The organism is Streptomyces sp. NPDC020192, from assembly GCF_044388685.1.
In the GTDB taxonomy this organism is placed as follows: Bacteria; Actinomycetota; Actinomycetes; order Streptomycetales; family Streptomycetaceae; genus Streptomyces.
This window is the reverse complement of record NZ_JBIRXG010000028.1, coordinates 77,722-97,805: the sequence shown is the minus strand read 5'-3', so window position 1 is coordinate 97,805 and position 20,084 is coordinate 77,722. Positions and strand designations below refer to the sequence as shown.

At 68.5% G+C, this 20,084-nt stretch carries 15 protein-coding genes and 3 pseudogenes; 16 read left to right on the top strand and 2 right to left on the bottom strand.

The annotated features are described in order from the left end of the window. Window positions 1-103: 103 nt before the first annotated feature. The 4 genes and pseudogenes from ACH47Z_RS37805 to ACH47Z_RS37790 form a co-directional block, all read left to right on the top strand. Window positions 104-664: pseudogene (locus ACH47Z_RS37805) on the top strand (SpaA isopeptide-forming pilin-related protein); the annotation flags it as partial. A 272-nt stretch (window positions 665-936) separates the two neighbouring features. After that, a pseudogene (locus ACH47Z_RS37800) lies at window positions 937-1,248 on the top strand (5-formyltetrahydrofolate cyclo-ligase); the annotation flags it as partial. A gap of 809 nt (window positions 1,249-2,057) precedes the next feature. Next, window positions 2,058-2,261 carry a helix-turn-helix domain-containing protein gene (locus ACH47Z_RS37795; protein WP_381827883.1) on the top strand — a complete coding sequence of 68 codons (204 nt, stop codon included), beginning with the start codon at window positions 2,058-2,060 and terminating at the stop codon, window positions 2,259-2,261. A gap of 134 nt (window positions 2,262-2,395) precedes the next feature. Next, window positions 2,396-3,592: a tyrosine-type recombinase/integrase gene (locus tag ACH47Z_RS37790; RefSeq protein ID WP_399082083.1), complete on the top strand. Its 1,197-nt coding sequence runs from the start codon at window positions 2,396-2,398 to the stop codon at window positions 3,590-3,592. Window positions 3,593-4,317: 725 nt separating this feature from the next. Here ACH47Z_RS37790 and ACH47Z_RS37785 read toward each other — a convergent pair. Continuing rightward, entirely contained in the window at window positions 4,318-4,638 is a 321-nt protein-coding gene (locus ACH47Z_RS37785) for a hypothetical protein (protein WP_399082080.1), read from the bottom strand. 350 nt (window positions 4,639-4,988) lie between these two features. On the opposite strand from ACH47Z_RS37785, the gene ACH47Z_RS37780 reads away from it, so the two are divergent. The 12 genes and pseudogenes from ACH47Z_RS37780 (at window position 4,989) to ACH47Z_RS37725 (ending at window position 17,403) form a co-directional block, all read left to right on the top strand. After that, window positions 4,989-5,177 (top strand): hypothetical protein, encoded by a 189-nt coding sequence (locus tag ACH47Z_RS37780; RefSeq protein ID WP_399082077.1) that lies wholly within the window; start codon window positions 4,989-4,991, stop codon window positions 5,175-5,177. A gap of 87 nt (window positions 5,178-5,264) precedes the next feature. After that, window positions 5,265-5,498, top strand: a pseudogene (locus ACH47Z_RS37775) (IS701 family transposase); the annotation flags it as partial. 71 nt (window positions 5,499-5,569) lie between these two features. Then, window positions 5,570-6,016, top strand: coding sequence for a GntR family transcriptional regulator (locus tag ACH47Z_RS37770; protein ID WP_399082074.1), 447 nt, complete (start codon window positions 5,570-5,572; stop codon window positions 6,014-6,016). Further along, complete coding sequence (locus tag ACH47Z_RS37765) at window positions 6,003-6,920, top strand: ATP-binding cassette domain-containing protein (protein WP_399082071.1); 918 nt, start codon at window positions 6,003-6,005, stop codon at window positions 6,918-6,920. Before ACH47Z_RS37770 ends, ACH47Z_RS37765 begins: the two co-directional genes overlap by 14 nt. Then, on the top strand, window positions 6,917-7,873 hold the full coding sequence (locus tag ACH47Z_RS37760) for a transporter (RefSeq protein WP_399082068.1): 957 nt from the start codon (window positions 6,917-6,919) through the stop codon (window positions 7,871-7,873). Before ACH47Z_RS37765 ends, ACH47Z_RS37760 begins: the two co-directional genes overlap by 4 nt. 87 nt (window positions 7,874-7,960) lie before the next feature. Further along, entirely contained in the window at window positions 7,961-8,764 is an 804-nt protein-coding gene (locus ACH47Z_RS37755; protein WP_399082065.1) for a class I SAM-dependent methyltransferase, read from the top strand. 13 nt (window positions 8,765-8,777) lie between these two features. Next, window positions 8,778-9,914, top strand: a complete 1,137-nt coding sequence (locus tag ACH47Z_RS37750; protein WP_399082062.1) for an acyltransferase family protein — start codon at window positions 8,778-8,780, stop codon at window positions 9,912-9,914. Window positions 9,915-9,945: 31 nt separating this feature from the next. Continuing rightward, window positions 9,946-10,737 (top strand): polysaccharide deacetylase family protein, encoded by a 792-nt coding sequence (locus ACH47Z_RS37745; protein WP_399082060.1) that lies wholly within the window; start codon window positions 9,946-9,948, stop codon window positions 10,735-10,737. Between the two features lie 423 nt (window positions 10,738-11,160). Beyond that, window positions 11,161-11,988 (top strand): FAD binding domain-containing protein, encoded by an 828-nt coding sequence (locus ACH47Z_RS37740; protein ID WP_399082057.1) that lies wholly within the window; start codon window positions 11,161-11,163, stop codon window positions 11,986-11,988. Continuing rightward, complete coding sequence (locus tag ACH47Z_RS37735) at window positions 11,985-14,702, top strand: molybdopterin-dependent oxidoreductase (protein ID WP_399082054.1); 2,718 nt, start codon at window positions 11,985-11,987, stop codon at window positions 14,700-14,702. Before ACH47Z_RS37740 ends, ACH47Z_RS37735 begins: the two co-directional genes overlap by 4 nt. 6 nt (window positions 14,703-14,708) lie before the next feature. Next, window positions 14,709-15,680, top strand: a complete 972-nt coding sequence (locus ACH47Z_RS37730; RefSeq protein ID WP_399082051.1) for an antibiotic biosynthesis monooxygenase — start codon at window positions 14,709-14,711, stop codon at window positions 15,678-15,680. A 538-nt stretch (window positions 15,681-16,218) separates the two neighbouring features. Continuing rightward, window positions 16,219-17,403, top strand: a complete 1,185-nt coding sequence (locus ACH47Z_RS37725; RefSeq protein ID WP_399082048.1) for a type III polyketide synthase — start codon at window positions 16,219-16,221, stop codon at window positions 17,401-17,403. 170 nt (window positions 17,404-17,573) lie between these two features. Here the strand turns inward: ACH47Z_RS37725 and ACH47Z_RS37720 are convergent, their stop codons facing one another. Continuing rightward, window positions 17,574-19,736 (bottom strand): SpoIIE family protein phosphatase, encoded by a 2,163-nt coding sequence (locus ACH47Z_RS37720; protein WP_399082045.1) that lies wholly within the window; start codon window positions 19,734-19,736, stop codon window positions 17,574-17,576. Window positions 19,737-20,084: the final 348 nt, after the last annotated feature.

Genomic DNA, 20,084 nt, shown 5'->3' with positions numbered 1-20,084 from the left:
GCTACGAGCGCAAAGCCGAGCACTTCCTCGCCTTCACCAGCATCGCCTGCACCCTCATCTGCTACCGCAGACTCACCAAATGAGATGACTTCTTATTAGGGAAGGCAGCCCGCTCCACGAGGTCGTCGCCGACCAGGACGTCATCGTCACCCCGGGCGCGACCACACAGCTGACGATCACCGACCCGTTCAAGGCAGCCAAGGTCCTCCTGCGGGCCAAGGACGACAAGACCGGCAAACTTCTGCCCGGCGCGACGGTGAACATCGGCACCGGCGCCTCGACATTGCTCACCCTGACCACCGGTGGCAAGGGCACGGCCTCCGGAGAACTGCCGGTGTCGAGCCGGAAGACGGAGTTCTGGGTCAAGGAGGTCAAAGCCCCTGCCGGGTACGACCTTTACAAGCCGTCCAAGTCGTTCACCGCAGGCCCCGGCGCTCCGGTGACCGTGACCGTCACCAACGCCAAGACCGCCACCGACCCGAAGCCCGACCCCTCAGACAAGCCGACGCACAAGCCCAGCGGCGCCCCGTCTACCCCCGCGGACAAGCCGGGTAGCGGGACAGGAGGAGCCAAGCCTTCCCCGCAGGGCACCGGCACACCAGATGCTGCCTCCTCCTCGGCGGCCCCGGCCGGCGACTCCACGCCGAAGGCGCCGGCAGGCTCCACGTCAACAGCTCGGGCGAAGTGCGCTTCGTGCGAGCGCATCGCGGCCTGGACCGCACGCTCCAACAGGGTGGTGTCTGCGCTGCTCGTCCAGCAGGTCGATGTCCGCTGCGGTGACCCTGTGCTGTCCGTGGCCACCGATGATCCGACTTCGCCGCCCGGCTCAGCATCCCGCTTACCAGAGTGTGATCAGCCGGGTGATGTCGTCGGAGTGGTCGTCGCTGGCCCTCGTCCCCCGCGGGGACCGGCGGTACCCATCCGGTAACCGTCACGAGTGTCACAGTCAATCGGGACGGTGCCCGGATCGGCAAAGGCGCCGGCTATTCCGACCTGGAGTTCGCGCTTCTGACGGAAGCTGGCCTCATCGGACCCGGCAGCCTCGTCGTGACCACGGTTCACAGCCTCCAGGTGATTGATACACCCATTCCGGTCACCGATCACGACGCGAAGGTCGACCTGGTCATTACGCCGGACGAGGTCATCGAGTGCACAGCCCCACATCGGCCGAAGGGGATCCTGTGGGACCACCTTGACCAGGCCAAGATCGCTGCTATCCCTGCACTGCAGTCAAGGGTGATTCGGTAGTGCACGGCGGTCTCGCCAACAGGTGACCTCTCTGGAGGGCCTGAAGAGTCATGCGCCGCGCCGCTTTCGACCCTATCGAGGCCGATCCGGTGCGGCTGGCGAAGAACCAGATGCAGTGCACAGGACCGACCGCTGACCTCGTCCTGACTGCCGGGCAGGCCAGCAACGCCCGCCTTCGCACCCGGCGTCTGTGGGTGCCTGACGCAGCGGTGGCGGCTCCTGGACGGGGCCGAATGTCGTCCTGGCCGACGAAGCGCACTCTTTCCGTACTATCCGGTCGACTTGGCATTCGCCCACGGCAGACGAGAAAGACTCTCGAAAGACTGGAACCCCTCCTGGGGCTATGTCAACGTACAACACCCCCGGGTCACGAGGTCGATAAACGGCCCACCGGGTGACCCGATGAGGAGTTCCCTTCTGGCGACGTACGCCTTCGATCTGTTCGGCTGGTCGCCTCCGCCCTCTTCGCTCCGGGCACATTAAACACGTGGGTTGCCCACACCTAGTCCATGCGGAGGTGTGCCTGGCAGCTGGGGACAAGCCCCCAAGCGGAGAGCGATCGCAACATAGACCACGATCGCCGGTTAGCCAAACCGGCGATCGCGATGACCATTGAGTGAGTCCGCATTGGGTCGCCCTTGGCAGGGGGAGCCGTAGCGGGCGCAGTAGATAGCGCCGCAAACAACGCATAGGAAGAGACCGTCTGCTGCTTCCCTGATGGACGCAGCGACTGGACAGAGCTGGCGCTGCCGACCTAGATCCTTCAGTGAGAGGGATGGACCCCCCCGTAGTCCGACTGATCTTTACCCGTGGAGATTGTAGGTGTGATCTTGACGCAGGGTGGAAGCTATCGGCTTCTAACACCGGCTGAAGTGGCTGATTGGTTGAAGGTCAGCGAGTTGACGATCAAGAACAAGTACCGAGTTTGGGGTCTGCGACCCCAAAAAGTCGGCCGCCTCCTGAGATTTCGCGAGCGCGACGTGGTCGCGTACCTGGAAAGGAGATATGGATAACCTAATGATATGCATCTTGTCGGTGGGCTGGCAGGTGGTCCGATAGGTTGGCTCGGGTTTTCCAGAAATGCAAGGAAGACGCGAAAAGTGGCAACTACCCCTGTATTGCTACTCGTTGCGGCCACCCTTGGACGGTGCGCTATCGGGAACCTGGCGGGCGGGGTGGACGGCAGCGAGAGAGGTCGTTCGAGAAGAAAGGACCCGCCGACTCCTTTGCCGCCAAGGTAGAGCGGGAGAAGGATCTCGGAACCTACATCGCCCCCACGGGTCTGCTTGTCCCTCTCGTGACGGTGTACCGCGAGTTCATCGACTCCGGGAGCCGGGTGAATGGAACACGGTATCAGTACGAAACGAGCCTTCGCCTCCACGTGGAGCCCTACTTTGGGGCCACTGCCATCGGTGCCGTCAAGCCGAAGCATCTCAATGCGTGGCTGAAGTGGATGGTGGAAGAGCGTGGTTATGAGGAGAGCACGGCGATCAATCGCTATGAGACGCTCGCGGGTGTCTTCAGCTTCGCCGTCGCCAACGAGTACATAACCAAGAATCCGTGCCAGCACGTCCGTACCGGTCGCCAACGGGTGAAGCGGAGGGTAAAGAAGACGATCCGCCTTCCGAGCCTGGCAGAGATCGAGGCGATCGAGCGGCACCTACCCGGGCCCTACAAGCTACTCGTGTGGCTCATGGCTGGGTGTGGACTGCGCATCGGTGAGGCGTGCGCCGTGACGTTGCAGCAGTTCGACTTTGAGAGCGGAACACTCTACGTCGACCGCCAGGTCACGCAGGACGGAGAGAATGAGGAGCCCAAGACCGCAGTCCAGAAGGCCATCACCAAGGGCAGTGGGCGTGCCCATTGCATCCGCCACCTCAAGTGGCGTGATCTGGATGAGGGCCGAGCGGTTCCCGTGCCGCCCAGCATCGCAGCGAAGGTGCAGGAGCATGTCCGGCTGTACGGCACCTTTCGCGTGGAGGAGGGGCTCAACCGCCTGGAGGGGGACTACCTCTTCTCCAACATCGGGCGCACCAACATCCTCATGTACTCCCTCGTCGACCGGCTTTGGCGTAACGCGAAGAAGGCGGCGGGCATCTCGCGCAGGATCACCACGCATTGGCTTCGGCACTTCTTCGCCTCCGCGGGCCTCTCGAAGGGCGTTCCAGTGACGGACATGGCTGAGTGGCTGGGGCATCGCGACCCGAGGATCACCCATCAGTCCTACGCGCACGTGATGCCCGACGCTCCGGAGCGCTTGAGGTCTGTGATGGATGCCGTCTTCACGATGCAGACCGAGCTTGACCTGCCCCTTGAGTTCGAGGCGGTGGTCGAGGCGGCCTGAAGCAAAATTGCGAACGCGTGGTGCCCTCAGCCGTACGCCTGGCTGAAGGCATCACGCGTTCGGCTTGGTCGTGTCCGGATCCGCCATGGGGTCGGCGCTAGTGCCCAGGTCGCACTACGGTGAGTGACGATCTGTGGTGCCTGTCGGCAGGTCCGCAGCTCGCCCGACCGGGCACCTCCTCGTTTCACACCCAGCACGAGATTTTCCGGTGCTGGTTTGGTGCTGACTTCGGAGGGTCAATGGCGGAAAAACCGCAGGTCCTAGCCCCGATCGGATGAGTCGTCGTACCACTCGATGGTGGTGCCGATGAGGCTGGCGGCGACGATTCTGGGGAGGCTGGCAGGGGGTGGGGGAGCAGTGGTTCCAGAGGCCATGTGCGCCACTTCCTCGTGTGCGGTGGGGACGGGTACGTGTCGGCACACGGCAGGAAGATGCAGGTCAGGGGCACATGTGGTGTGCCACCATAGTTCGAGGGACGACTATGCGCGTGGCCACCATGCCGGCTCAGGGAAGAGCGGTTCAGGGGCTCACAAGTGATCGAAGCCAGCACTGCCCGGGACGCGTAGTTGCGCGGTAGGTGGCCGGATGAGGGCCGACCCGGCTTCGCCGCTCGGCTCTGCGGGCACGGACAGGGCGATGCGCCCGGGCGTGGTGCGCGGTCTTCGTCTCTGCGGACCGAAGGCAAGGGGTCTCGCCTGGGGTGGCGGACTGTGCTCGGTGGAACGTCAGGGGGACTGTGTCAGGTCGGTGCGCAGGACGGGCGGGGCGTCCTCCGTTGCCGGCTCGGTGTCCTGGATCTGCGAGGGAGCGAGTCCTTCGTCGCGGGTGAGCAGCTCTCCGGCGCGGCGGGCGACGGCGGGCCGGGCGGCGATACCGATGGCAGTGACGGCGACGCCGAGGAACAGGCCGGGGCCCCACCAGGCCGAGCCGGAGGGGAAGGGGTAGACGTTGCGGAACATGGTGTATCCCAGGACCACGGCGTTGTGGTACCCCGGGCTGACCGCCGGTCCGCGGACCACCAGTTCGCCGAGCTCTCCGTCGGCCACGGCGACGCCGTCGGCTCGGCATGCTGTGGCGCACCTTGGCCGACGTCCTCGCCTACGCCGAGGCCGAGGGGGTCGGCCCGCGCGTCGACGGTACCGAGGTGCAAGTCCGCCGTCCCCGGGCCGGACGAGCGGGCCGCAAGGCGTTCGTGTCCGGCAAGAAGAAGGGGCATCGCCGAGCAGTTCCGCCTGCACCTGAGGGTGAAAGCAGAAGTGGACGAGGGCTGCCGAGGACTGGCCAACGAGTTCCCCGACCAGGTCAGCGCCCCGCCGAAGAAACCGAAGGACGACGCCCCGCTCGGCGAGCGGCATGCCTGGCGCGAGCGGCGCCGACGCCAGTCCTCCAGGCGGATTTGCGTGGAGCACACGTCACCGGCGAAGAGAAGACTTGGCGTCCGCTGCAGCGGTACATCGGACGGCGCGAGTACTACCCCGAGACGCACGCCGCCATCACCGGCTCGGTCTCCGACCGCGCCGCCCGCAGACCGGCCCGGCGCCGGACGAGCACCGAACTGGTGCCCTCCCGGCGCACGGCTTGTTGATCACCCACCAGCCAATCCGCCAGGCCCAGCACTACGAGATGCGGAAGATCGTGAACGCGATCCTCTGCCAGGGCCGCCGACGGTCCCGAACTGCCCGCCGACACCCCGCCGGCCACCCTCGTGCCCACCGCGAAGCTGCGCCGGGGGACCGAGCACGACTACCGCGAGATGAAGCAGGCCCTGGTCCTGGCCCACTTCCAAGGCCGCACCTGGAGACGCCGGCGCCACCACGTCACCCTGGTCTCCGTCGCACACGCCTTCCGGACCCTCCAGCGCATCACCCGGTCCCCGGAAGAGACGGCGTCGGCCATCGGTGTTTGACATCGCCGCCGGACATCCACCATGCTTCCATTAATTCATTAATACAAGCATGGTGAGCCGAGGAAGGCGACGTGATCGACTACCGGATCGACCGGGGCAGCGGCGTACCGGCCTACGTGCAGATCGTCGAGCAGACCGAACGGGCGCTCCGGATGGGCACCTTGCGGGTCGGGGACAAGCTGCCCACTGCCAGGGAGGTGGTGGCTGCGACCGCCATCAACCCCAACACCGTGCTGCGGGCCTACCGCGACATGGAGCAGGCCGGTCTGGTCGAACTGCGCCGTGGCCTCGGGACCTTCGTGACGCGATCGCTCGCCCGGCCTGGCGCGGAGGACGACTCCCCGCTGCGCCGGGAGCTCACCGACTGGGTGGCCCGCGCGCGGGCCGCAGGGCTGGAAGGGGCCGATGTCCTCGCCCTGGTCACAGCAGCCCTGGACGCCTACGAGCACGAGCACGAGCACGACAGCAAACCCCGGGCCACCGGGGACAAAAGAAGGAGGACGCATGACCGAGCCTGACGCGTCGGCCGCACTGCGCGCCACGGGACTCGGATTCCGGTACCGGAGGCGGGGCGGCTGGGCCCTGCGGGACTGCGAGTTCACCATGCCCGGCGGTCGTATCGCCGCACTCGTCGGACGCAACGGCGCCGGCAAGAGCACTCTGCTGCACCTGGCCGGCGGCCTGCTGCGGCCCGGCTCCGGGCAGCTGCGGGTGCTCGGAGCCGTACCCGGCACGTCCGAGGCCCGCACCCGGGTCGCACTGCTCACCCAGGACAAACCGCTTTACCCCCGTTTCACCGTGGCGGACACCCTGCTGATGGGCGAGAAACTGAACTCCTCGTGGGACCGGGCGACCGCCGAGCGGATCGTGCGCGAGGGCGACATTCCACTGCACGCGCGCGTCGGCGAGCTGTCCCCCGGGCGGCGCACCCGCGTCGCGCTCGCCCTGGCGCTGGGCAAGCGGCCCGAACTCCTGCTTCTCGACGAGCCGCTGGCCGACCTCGACCCCGTCGCACGAGGCGAGATCATGGCGGAGCTGATGGCAGAGGCCGCTGAGCGCGGCACGAGCATCGTGCTGTCCTCTCATGTCCTGCCCGAACTCGAGGAGACCTGTGACTGGGTGCTGGTACTGCGCGACGGCCGCGTCGAGCTGAGCGAGGACGCCGAGGCACTGCGCGAGAGCCATGCCGTACTGACCGGATCCACCGGTCAGGCCGACACCCTGGCCGAACAGCACACCGTCGTGCAGCGCCGCGCCGCCGGCAGACAGCTGACGGCCCTGATACGGCAGTACGGACCGCTGCGCGGCGACTGGCACGTCGAACGGCCGAGACTGGAGCATGTCCTGCTCGGCTATCTCCAGGCCGGTGAGCCGGGGCACCCCGCCACCGCCCTCGCCGAGCGGACGGAGGCGGCGGCGTGAAGGGCTCCCTCTGGCTCGCATGGCGCCAGCAACGCGTGTCGGCCGGCATCGGCGCGGCCGCTCTGGTCGTCGCAGCGGCGATCGCCGCGTACTACCGCTCCGGCATGCTGGACGCCCTGCACAGTGGACTGTTCGACCACTGCGCGACCGGGCCGCTGTACTGCTCACGGTCCGACACCGGCCTGCCCCTGCTGCTGGACGTAGAGCCGCTGAAGTACCTCGGGGCACTGAACATCGCCCTGCCCGTCCTGATCGGCGTCTTCTGGGGCGCCCCGCTGCTGGGCCGCGACCGGGAACTGGGCACCCACCGCATGGTCCTCGCCCAGGGCGTGAGCCGCGGTCGGTGGTTCGCCTCCCGATTCACCCTGGCCGCAGCGACCACGACCGTCCTCTCCAGCCTGCTCGTGGGAGTGTTCACCTGGTGGTGGCGACCGGCCGCCGACCGGAGCTACGGCCTGTTCTGGTACGACGACACAGCCCTGAGTGGCTCCGGTCCCCGTGTCGTCGCGGCCGCCCTGTTCGGCCTGGCGGCCGGTACCCTGCTGGGCCTGCTGGCCCGCCGGGTCCTGGCGGCGATGGGCCTGACCCTGCTGGTGACGGGGGTGATGACCCTCCTGTTGGAGTGGACGCACCGGACCCGGCTACTGGTCCCGCCACACACCTACGTCAGCACCGGCAGCATCCCCAAACCGCTGATGGGAGAGAAGTGGTCGACCGGCACCTACGGCCTGATCACCGCCTCCGGCCGTCACGACGACGTGCTGAACTGCCCCTTCCCGTCAGGCGCCCAGCTCAAGGAGTGCATGGCGGCGCACGGGTACGTGGCCCGCTTCTACAAGGCCAACCCGGCCGGTGACTACTGGACCTTCCAGTGGACCGACACCGCCGTCCTCGGCGGCCTCGCCGCGCTGCTCACGGTCGTCACCGTGCTGCTCCTGCGCCGCCGCGTCTGACCGCGACGGCCGTATCAGGACCATCCGCTCCACCTCTTCATCCTTTTCCCTCACAGGGATCCCTTTTCGTACGGAGGTCGCTTCGCCATGCCTGCCGACGCCACGTCACCGAAGAAACTGCGCAACAACCGCGCCGCCCTCACCCACAAGGCCGGTTATGCCCTGCGCCACCCCGGCCGCGTCGTCCCGTACCTGCGCCGGGCCGGCCGGGACGCGTGGTTGAGCCTCAAGCACCCCGACCACGTCGGCTACTACCGCGCCGTGATGGCCTCGGACACCCGCCGCAACCCGGAGGCCGCGGTCGGCAGCCGGACCCATGACCGCTGGCTGGCGCTCGGGCAGATGCAGTTCGACTACCTCGTCGAACACGGGCTGCGCCCCGAGCACCGCATGCTCGACATCGGCTGCGGCAACCTGCGCGGCGGCTGGCCCTTCATCGACCGCCTCGGCACCGGCAACTACTACGGCATCGACATCTCGCCCGACATCCTGATGGCCGCCAAGAAGACCCTCGTCGAGCGCCGGATCCAGGACAAGTTGCCGCATCTGACCATCACCGGCGACCTCACTCTGGACTTTCTGCCCAGCGACCACTTCGACGTGGTCCACGCGCACAGCGTCTTCTCCCACTCGCCTCTGGAGGTCATCGACCAGTGCCTGGCGCACGTCGGCCGTGTGCTGACCGACTCCGGGTTCTTCGACTTCACCTTCGACCGCACCGAGGGCGCCGAACACCAGGTGCTGGGCGAGGACTTCTACTACCGCACCGAGACCCTCCTGGCCCTGGCGCAGCGGCACGGTCTGCACGCGCGGTTCATGGAGGACTGGGAGGCGCGCCCGCACGGCCAGTCGAAGATACGTGTCAGCCGCTCCCCTCTGCCGACCGTCTGAGACGGTCTCCGACATGCCGTCTCCCGGTCCCCGGAGCGGGCCGGAACGCCTGGCCGCGATGGACGGGCTCCGCCTGGTGGCAGCGGTCATGGTGGCCGCGTACCACTTCCTCGGCACACCCACCCCACACTTCTGGGGGAAGACCGAACTCCGGGATTTCGCGCCGTTCCTGCACGAGGCCAGCCGCTACGGCTGGCTCGGCGTCGAGTTCTTCTTCGCCATCAGCGGATTCGTCATCTGCATGAGCTGCTGGGGGCGGACGCCCGCACAGTTCACCGTCTCCCGTATCGCACGGCTCTTTCCGGCCTACTGGTGCGCCGTACTCCTGGTCGTCGCGCTCGTCCTGGTCTCGCGGATGGGCCACTGGTCCGCCGCTGTCCGCATCGACCCTCGTACCGTCCTGGGAAACCTGACGATGGCTCCGGGTCCGCTGGGAATCGAACTGGTCGACGGAGTCAGCTGGACGCTCTGGGTGGAGGCCCGTTTCTACCTGCTGATGGCCGTGCTGCTGGTCTTCGGGCTGTCGTACCGGCGGGTGGTGACCTTCTGCGGAGCCTGGCTCCTGGCCGGTGTCATCGCCCTCGAACTCCACTCGCCCCTGCTCGACGAATTCGTGCTGCCCCGGTACACCGGCCTCTTCGTCGCCGGAATCGTCCTTTACCTCATGCACAGGTTCGGACAGAGCCTCCTGCTGTGGCTGCTGCTGGGTTTCGCCTGGTCCTACGAACTCACCGTGCTCGAACTCCGGGTGACCGACCACGCCACCGTACCCCCCGGCGAGAGCCGGCCCTCCTGGGCCGTCTGCGCGGCCGTACTCACGCTGTGTCTGGGGCTGCTGGCACTGACCGGTGTCGGACCGCTGACAAGGCTGCGACGGCGTTGGCTGGTCACCGCCGGGGCACTCACCTACCCCTTCTACCTCGTCCACCAAAGCATCGGAATTCCGTTGGCCAAAGGTTTGATCCGGACCTTTCCGAGGCTGGGGCCGCTGCCTTCCATGGCGGTGTCCGTCGTCTGCATGCTGGGGCTGTCCCTGCTCATCCACACAACGGTGGAGCGCCGTCTCGGACGCCTGCTGAGGCATCGTCTGACGCTCGACATGCGGCTTCAGGCCCCCGCCGCGAAGCCGGCTCCCGCCCGCACGCGATAACCCCGGAACTCCATCAGAAGAAAGGTTGCGCATGCCCTTCCACATGCCCTTCCACACGCGCACAAGACGCTCACGCATACTCGTCGCCGCCGTAGCAGCGGTGGCCGCCGCCCTCGCCGTCGCGCTGACTCTGGCCCTGACGGTCACCACCTACGATCACACATCGCCGCGTGCCGCACGCGCCAAGGCATCGGGATCGGTGGCCGGAAACGTCGACTGCCGCAAGGCGAAGTGCGTGGCCCTCAGCTTCGACGGCGGTCCCAGCCCGACGACACCCAGACTGCTGGACATCCTCAAACAAAACGGTCTGCACGCCACGTTCTTCGTGCAGGGCAAGGGCCACATCGCAAAGTACCCCGACATCCTGCGCCGCATCGCGGCCGAGGGGCACGAAATCGGCAACCACACCTGGAATCACCCCAGGTTGACGGAGCTCGACGAGGCCGACGCCCGCCAGGAACTGACCCGGACACAGGACGCCATCGAGAAGATCACCGGCACCAGGCCCGTCCTGATGCGTCCCCCAGAGGGCCGCACCAACCGCAAAGTGGCCAAGATATGCCGGGAACTGGGGCTGGCCCAGGTGCTGTGGAGCGTCACGGCCAAGGACTACGAGACGACGGACTCGGCCCTGATCACCAAGAGGGTGCTCGACCAGACGCACCGCGACGGCGTCATCCTGCTGCACGACCTGCACAAGGGGACCGTGCCCGCCGTACCGCGGATCATCAAGGCGCTCGAACAGCGCGGCTACACCATCGTCACGGTGTCGCAGCTGCTCGCCCCGGCCAAGCCCCAGCCGGGCATGGTGTACCGGCCCTGAGGGAGCACCGCGAGCCCATGGTCCCGGGGGAGTGAGACGGAGGCGTTCCCCGATCTGGAATTCATGCCTCGCCCTGCAGGGAGCTCTCGGCTGCTTGGTCCAACCGGCACGGTTGGGTTCCGGTGCTGGTGGAGCGCTTGCTGGCGACGACATCGGCGCCGCGCTGCCTCCCGTGCCGTCGGCTTGGCGCTGACTACGCAGCGTGTGTGTCGGCTACTTTCAGCTGCCCTCGCCCTCGGGCCCTCATCCGCATGCTGCGATAAGCTGAAACGTAAGTGTCTGTGCCCGCCGGTCCCTCGCGGCTCAGCCGCCCGGAACAGTGCGGCATGGCGGCCGACGCCTGCTCGGTCGGCGGGCAATCAAGTCCCACAGTGCCAGGGGCAGTTGTCTTCTCGTAGGTCCGTTCTCCCGTAGGTCGGTTTCATGGACCTCAACACCATCACCGAAGTAATCCGGCGACCGTCCGAGCGGCCGGCCATGGACTGGCACGAGGGCGACGCCTGGCTCGCAGGCGGAACATGGCTCTATTCCACGGAGCAGCCGGACCTGCGACGGCTGATCGACCTGACGGCGTTGCGTTGGGAGCCTCTTGTTCCGACGGACAAGGGCCTGGAGATCAGCGCCACATGCACCATTCGCGACCTGTACGCCTTCCCCTGGCCGCAGGCCTGGACCGCCGGAATTCTCTTCCGGGAAAGCTGTGAGGCATTCCTGTCCTCGTTCAAGGTCTGGAACGCGGCGACCGTCGGCGGAAACATCTGCATGTCCTTGCCCGCCGGCCCGATGATCACGTTGACGGTCGCGCTGGAGGCGCAGTACGAGCTGTGGGCGCCCGATGGTTCCGTGCGCTTCGTCGACGCCCTCGATTTCGTCACCGGCGACCACCGCAACGTTCTCGCCCCCGGGGAGCTCCTTCGGCGCATCACCATTCCGGAGCACGCGCTGCGCAGACGCACCGCGCACCGTCGCTTCACGCTGACCCGGCTCGGCCGTTCAACGGTGTTCCTCGTCGGCACGCAACGGCTGGGAGCGAGTGACCTGGTGCTCACCGTCACCGCCGGCACCACGCGGCCGGTCCGCATGGCCTTCGACTCCCTGCCCGATGTTCGAACCCTGCGGCAGACCATCGACGACGTGCCCGCCGACGTCTGGTTCGCCGATCCCAACGGAACCCCTGACCACCGTCGGCACCTGACACGGCACTTCGCCGAGGAGATCCGCCGCGAACTCACGGCTGGGGACCTGGCATGAGCTACCTCGTGAACGGCAAGGCATTCGACCGGGAACCCGCCCCCGGCCAGTGCCTGCGCACCTTCCTGCGCGAACTCGGCCACTTCGGCGTCAAGAAGGGGTGCGACGCGGGCGACTGTGGCGCCTGCACGGTGTGGCTGGACGGCACACCCGTACACAGCTGCATCACCCCCGCGTTCCGCGCGGACGGCCGTGAGGTGACCACGATCGAGGGTCTCGGACGGCCCGGGGCCCCGCATCCCATGCAGCGGCAGTTCGAGGACGCCCCGGGGTTCCAGTGCGGTTTCTGCACCGCAGGGATGATCATGACGTCGGCGACCTTCACCGAGGAACAGAAGGCGGATCTGCCACGGGCGCTGAAGGGCAACCTCTGCCGCTGCACCGGATACCGGGCGATCGAGGACGCCGTGAAGGGCGTCAGCGCGGTGGAGACGGCAGCACCGGGCAAGGCCGTCGGGACGAGCGTCGGCGCGCCCGCGGGCCACGACGTGGTGACGGGTCACGCCGAGTTCACCATGGACACGCGGATCGACGGCATGCTGCACCTCAAGGTGCTGCACTCCCCCCACGCGCACGCCCGGATCCTCTCGGTCGACAAGAGCGGCGCCCTCGCGGTGCCCGGCGTGCACCGGGTCTACACCTGGGAAGACGTACCCCGTAAGCGCTTCAGCACGGCGATCCACACCGACCACCTGGTCGACCCGGACGACACCTACATCCTCGACGACACGGTCCGCTTCGCCGGCCAGCGCGTCGCCGCGGTCCTGGCCGACACGGTCGGGGCGGCCGAGGAGGGCTGCCGGCGCCTCGCGGTCGAGTACGAGGTGCTGCCGGCGGTGTTCGACCCGGAGGCGGCGATGGCCCACGGCGCACCCCAGCTGCACGGCTCGCACGACCCGTTCGTCCGCGACCCCGTCCACAACATCCTTGTCGAACTCCACTCGCACATCGGCGACATCGACGCGGGATTCGCCGCGGCCGACGTGATCCACGAAGGCACGTACTTCTCACCGCGGGTGCAGCACGCGCATCTGGAGACCCATGGTTCGATCGCCTGGATGGAGGACGGCCGGCTGAACGTCCGCACCAGTTCACAGTCAGCGTCGGTCGCGAAGGTCAAACTGGAGTACCTGTTCGCGCTGCGCCCGGACCAGGTGAGGGTGTTCTGCAAGCGCGTCGGCGGCGCATTCGGCGGCAAGCAGGAGGTGCTCGCGGAGGATCTGGTCGCGCTCGCCACCCTGGACACCGGGCGGCCCACCTGTCTCGAGTACACCCGCGAGGAGGAGTTCACCACGGCCTCGCCGCGGCATCCGATGACCCTGACGGTCAAGATCGGCGCGAAGGCCGACGGAACGCTCACCGCCTTCCAGGTACGCAACGTGTCGAACACCGGCGCCTACGGCAACCACGGCGGCGAAACGCTGTACGCGGGCGGAGCCGCCGTCATGATCTACCGCTGCCCCAACAAGAAGTACGACGCGTACTCCGTCTACACCAACACCGTGCCGAGCGGGGCGCTGCGAGGTTACGGGATGACGCAGCCGGCGTTCGCGGTGGAGTCGGCGATGGACGAGCTGGCCCGCGCCCTGCACCTCGACCCGCTGGAACTGCGCCGACGCAACATCGTGCGTCCGGGTGAGCCCCTGGTCGCCCTGCACGACGGCCCCGACGACGTGATCTTCACCGAGGACGGACTCGCCAAGTGCATCGACCTGGTGGGCGACGCCCTGGCCCGTACGGCCGACCTGCCGCCCCCCGGCCCCGAGTGGTTCCTCGGAGCCGGCGTGGCGAGTTCCCTGCACGAGACCGCGCCCCCGACGGAACACCTCTCCGAGGCCTGGGTCACGCTGGGCGACGATCTCATCTACGAACTGGCCGTCGGGACCCCCGAGTTCGGGGAGGGAACCTCCACGGCCCATGTCCAGATCGCGGCCGACCAGCTGGGCACGACACCCTCACGGATCCGTCTGGTGCAGTCCGACACCGACCGCACGGGATACGACACCGGTGCCTTCGCGAGCGCGGGCCTCTTCGTGGCGGGCAACGCGGTCCTGCGGGCGGCCAATGCCGTGCGCGACCGCATCCTGGAATTCGCCGCGGCGCACACGGGCGTCCATGTCGTGATGTGCGCGATGGACGACGACGGTGTCGTCTGCGGGGACCGGCGGGTGTCGCTGGCTGAACTGGTCGCGCTTGCGCGGGCGCGTGGAATCCGTTTCACCGCCGCACGCAAGGCGTACGGCTCGCCCCGGAGCGTCACCTCCAACACGCAGGGGTTCCGGGTCGCCGTGCACCGCGTGACGGGTGAGATACGGATCCTGTACAGCGTGCAGGCGGCGGACGTGGGAGTGATCATCAACCCGGCGCAGGTCCGGGGGCAGATCGAGGGCGGTGTCGCCCAGGGAATCGGCTTCGCGCTGACCGAGAACCATCACGTCGACGACAGCGGCGTCATGGTCAACCCGAACCTCCGCAACTACCGCATCCCCACCTACGCCGACATCCCCCGTACCGAGGTCCTCCTGGTGGGCTCGGCGGATTCGGTGGGGCCCATGCGGGCGAAGGGGATGGCCGAGTGCTGCATCAACCCGGTGGCCCCCGCGCTCGCGAACGCGGTGCATGACGCCACTGGCGTCCGCTACCGTGCGCTGCCGCTGACTCCGGAACGCATTTACGGCCGACTCCCCACGGAGCAGTCGGTGTCGACAGGTTGAGCCACCATGAACACCGGTAAGAACATAGCTGCCGCAGCCACGGCGATCATCGGCCAGAAGGTCCTGCCCGGGATGGAGCGCGAGTTCGAGTCGTGGCAGAGGGACCTCAACACCGCGGCCGCCTACTACCCCGGTTTCCTCGGCGCCGAGATCTCACCGCCGACACCGCTGCAACCCGACTGGGTCGTCGTGTACCGGTTCGACTCGGTGGCGCACCTGCAGGCGTGGATCAACAGCGCGACCAGGCAGACGTATCTCGACGTCGGCGCCAAGTACTTCGACGGTCCGGCGACCCAGCAGGTGGTCAGCAGCGGCACGCAGTCACTGGATCCGCTGGTCACCGTGGTGGTCACCCACCGCGTCCCCCCGAACCAGGTCGACGACTTCCTCGTCTGGCAGCACCGCATGGTCCAGGAGGAGAGCAAGTTCGAGGGGTTTCGCGGGACGGAGCTCTTCCGCCCCATCGAGGGGCTCCAGGAGGAATGGACCACGCTGTACCGCTACGACAGCGCCGAGCACCTCGACGCCTGGCTGACGTCGCCCCAACGGCAGGAGATGCTCGCCGAGGGCGAGAGGTTCAGCGACTTCAAGCTGCATACGATCGACAACTCGTTCGGCAGCTGGTTCGCCTTCGAGGGCAACGGCAAGGAGGCACCGCCGCCGCCCTCCGTGACCAGGACCTCCCTCGCCGTCTGGGTGGGTCTGTACCCGACTGTCGTGCTGCTGACGCTCGCTCTGTCCCCACTGCACATGCCGCTCTGGATCGGCCTGCTCGTGGGCAACCTGCTGTCGAGTTTCATCATGAGCTTCCTGACCATGCCGTACTACGTGAACCCGCTGCTCGGGCGATGGCTGCGGCCGGCGTCGGACGAACCGGGCAGGGCCAACCTCCGTGGCCTCGGTGTCGTCGCGGTTGCGATGGCCTTCTGGGCTGTCGTCTTCTACCTCGTCACGGTCCGGTTGTGGACGCTGCCCTGACGTGATGTCAGCAGATGGCCACAGCGTTGCAGGGTGCTCTCAGTAGGGTGATGGGCGTGGGCCGCTCCGGGTGTCCGCGTCATGCCCCGCCACGTCACCTGCCCACCCTGTACGACGTCAGCGAAGTGCAGTAACGGTGCCCCCTGCCGTCGCCCATCGCCTCGGACGGCTTGCCGATCGCGGCGCACCTCTTCCCTGTCGCAGAGAGTCCCTGTGCTGGAGCGGCCCGCGCCGCCGGGGTGTCGCCCGGCTCCGGCGGCAGTGATCAGGCACCCTCCCGGCTGACGGTAAGTCAGGCAAGACCAGCGGAACCGCTCTGGGGCCCCTGTTTCAGCGGTGTGTGCCGTGTCACTCATTCCGAGTGCTGCCTAAGTTGTCTGCATCACAGCGGAAATGTCCATTTGGCGGCCATGCCCGAAGCGGACATCGGCTCCCGAAGTGGGGCCTATCGGCTACCTCTTGGGCGTGAAGTCCCAAAGTGACCCATGACACAGCACTCGTGACATTCCTGCTTGTTCCCCTGGAAAGGTGCCCCCTTATGGCCGCTTACCTCTGTCCTCCTGCCGTGATACACGGCGAGCACGCCGTGGAGACCAGCCAGATCGTGGCGGAGGTGCGCGACCGGCATCCGCACGCGGCCTGGGCGCCGCGGATCGACGGCATCGCGGCCAGCACGGGCATCGAGACCCGCGGGTGGATGCTGCCGCTGGAGGCCGCCGTCGCGCCCGGCAACGGCGGCGGCCTGCGGGCTGTCGGCACCGGGTCGGCCCAAGAGGCGTTGGCACGCGACGGGTTCACCCAGCAGGACGTGGACCGCGTGATCGCCGCGCTTGAGGCGATACCCGCGCCGCAGACCATCCAGGAGCGCACTGCGCCGGCCTGGGAGGCCGTGCAGTCCTACGGGGAGCGTGCGGCACGCGGGGCCCTGCAGATCGCCGGGCTGGACGCCGCGGACGTCGACTGCCTGATCACCAGCAACTCCACCACCCCGGCGCTGCCGGGTCTGGACATCGCCCTGGCCAACAGGCTTCAGCTCCGCAACGACGTGATGCTGCAGCCGGGCACGCAGTGGGCCTGTATCGCGGGAACCCGCTCCCTGGCCCTGGCGGCGGATCTCGTGGGGGCGGACCCCGACCGGGTGGTCCTGGTCGTGATCGCGGAGGCGCTGAGCACGACCTACCAGCCCGCGGACGACACTCTCGAGTCCCTGATCGTCCGGTTGCTGTTCGCGGACACCGCGGCCGCCATGGTGGTCACGGGCCGCCCGCGGCGCGAGTCGGTGCTGCGGCTGGACGCCGCCTGGCACCACACCCTGCCCGGCACCCAGGACCTGCACCGCCTGGAGACGCGGGCGGACGGCACCCACTTCGTGATGGACCGGCGCGGGCCGCGCGCCGTACAGGAGACGGTCACCGCGATGTGGGAGTGGCTGCGCGTCCGCTACCAGGACGACCCCGACTCCTGGCACCCCGACGTGCTGCTGGCGCACCCCGGCGGGACCCGGGTCCTGGAGTACATGGAGCAGACGATGCCCGACGCGTGGCCGTCGGGGCTGCTGGACTACAGCCGGGACAGCTACACCACCGGCAACCGCGGCGGCGCCGCCGTGTTCGACATCATGCGGCGGGCGCACGACGCCGGGCAGAAGCCGGGCAGTCGCGCCGTCCTGTACGCGGCGGCACCGGGCCTCACCGCCACCGCCCTGGAAGGGGAGTGGCTGTAGTGCGAGCCCGCGCCACCCGCACCGGCGAACGGGCCCTCCGCATCACCGGTCACGCCACCGGTACCGCTGAGGGCACCGTCCGTTCCGTCGGTGGCGCCGGGTGACGCGTACGCCGCCCATACCCTCCCGGCGCTCCCGTACGCCGGCCGCGCCCCCGCCCCGCAGCCGCGTCACCTCGTGACTTCCGCCCAGACCACCTTGCCGGTGTCCGTCCACCGCACCCCCCACCGGGTGGTGAGCCTGTGCACGATGCGCAGGCCACGACCACCGTCGTCGAGGAGGCCGCCCCGGCTCAGCCGTGGCCTGCCGTTGCCGGTGTCGCCCACCTCACACAGCAGGCTGTGACCGGCCCTGATCAGCCGTACCGTGATGGGGCCGGTGGCGAAGCGCACCGCGTTCGTGACCAGCTCGCTGACCAGCAGCAGCACGTTGTCCCGGGTGGCGTCCCTGGTGCGCCACTGCCGCAGCAGGACGGAGACCTGCGCGCGGGCACGGGCGGGGGCGTCGTCGCGGGCGGGCAGCCGCCAGGTCGTGGTGTCCCCCTTGCGGTAGCCGATCATCCGCGCGAGCAGCAGGGTCACGTCGTCGCGCTGGCGCACGGGTGCCAGCGCGGAGACGACGTGCCGTGCGGCCTGCTGCAGGGAGTCCCAGGGGTGCACGCTGGACACGGCGTCCGCCAGCCTGCCGATGCCCTCGTCGATCGACTCGGCCGGATCCTCCACCAGACCGTCGGTGTAGAGGGCGAGCAGGGAGCCCGGGGGTGCGCCGAACGTGTGCACGTCAAATGGCTCCCGCAGCGCGAACTCGGCCCCCAGGCCGGGGTGGGGCCGGATCGCCAGCGGGCCCGCGTGCCCGTCGGGGGAGACGAGGACCGGGGGGAGGTGACCCGCGCTGGACAGCGCCACGCGGTGGCTGACGGGGTCGTAGAGGGCGATGCAGCAGGTCGACCCGAGGGCGCTGTAGCCGGCCGTCAGCCCGGACTCCGCGTCGTCCAGCAGCGATACGGTCTCGTCCAGGTGCTCGAGCACCTCGTCGGGCGCGAGCCCCGCGGACAGCAGCGCGCGGGCCTCCATGCTCAGCTGGCCCATGGTTGCCGCGGCTCCCAAACCGTGCCCGACGACGTCACCGACCACCAGCGCGGTACGGCCGTCCGGCAGCGGAAAGCTGTTCACCCAGTCGCCGCCGACGCCCGCGCTGTCGGGCGTGGCGGGCTGGTAGACGCTGGCGACCTCGATGGTGTCGCCGCCGGTCCGGGGCAGCAGTCGGCGCTGCAACGCCAGCACCTGCGTGTGCTCGCGCTGGTGCTGACGGGCCAGGTCGACGTGATGGGCGGTCCTGGCCACCAGTTCCTGCAGCTCGAACAGCTCGCTGTCGAGGAAGGGACAGTCCGCCCGCCGCCAGACCTCCGCCACGCCCAGCACCACGGGCGGCGCGCTGTCCAGGACCAGCGGTATGCACGCCACACCCGCCGACCGGTCGCCGGGCACCAGGGCACGCATCACGCGCGGGTTGCCGAGCACCCGCTCGACCGCCTCCCCGTCGGGTATGACGATGGCCTGCGGGGCGTCGTCCCGCCGTACCGCCTGCGCCAGCAGGCGACTCGCGTCGCTGGGAAGATCGTCGCCCGGAGTCACGTAGCCCTCGGGCCATGCCCGGTCCGGCACCAGGGCCGCCCGCCGTAGCCGGATGCGCCCCTGCTCCTGCCCGGTGACTCCCTCGCCCGTCCACACGGCGAAGTCGAGGTCGACGGCGGCCACGTCTCCCCAGGCCAGCAGGGACTGCGCCAGCGACTGCGCGGTCTCGCCGATGTCCAGCGAGGTGCCGATGGCGGTCTCGGCGGCGTACAGGTGCAGCCTCCTGGCCATGGCGATCACGGAGACGGTCAGGCCCTCCTGAGGCGCCGCGGCGGGCAGGATGCTCATCGAGACCACCAGCTCCGACCCGTCGCCGCGCCGCAGGCGCTGGATCCGGGCGACGTGCGCCTCACCGGTCTCCAGCACCTGCCGCAACCGCCGTGTGACCGTCGGTACGTCCCCGGGGGGCAGGAGAGCGACGAAGGGACTCCCGGCCACGGCGCCCAGACCCGCGAACACGGGGGCGTCCAGATTGCAGCGGGTGATTCTCAGATCCCTGTCCAGGTTGACCACGCCGAGAATCTGATCCTGAGGGCCGGCTGCCGGGTCGTCGGGTACGCGTCGGCGGGTGGCGCGGTCGCCCTGCGCGTCGGCAGGACCGGTGGCCGCTGCCGCTCCGTCGCGCGGGATGTAGCGCCCCAGGGCCTTGCTGACCAGGTCGAACGGCGAAGAGGACGAGGGGGAGGGTGTGGAGTCCATGCGGCTCTCTCGGCAGTCCCCGACGCAGCGCCGGGGCCGTACTCAAACGCGTGCGACGGGGCCCCGAGATCCCTGACCGCACACCTCATTGAATAACACCGGTGGTCGCTTCGCCCACACCAGCGGATCGCGCGGTGAACGCGGACAGTGACGGAATGCCGCGGCCGGTGGGGCCGTGCTCACATGTGGTGGGACGGGGTCGAAGTGCTCCTCGTACGGTGCCTCCGGCGGGCGGTGGCCCGCCGGAGGCGCGGTGGTCAGCAGTCGGGGATGACGGTGCCGTTGTTGTCCTTGGCCTCGTCGTTGCCCCAGCGGGAGAGGTAGTAGGCGGAGACGTACTGGCCCGCC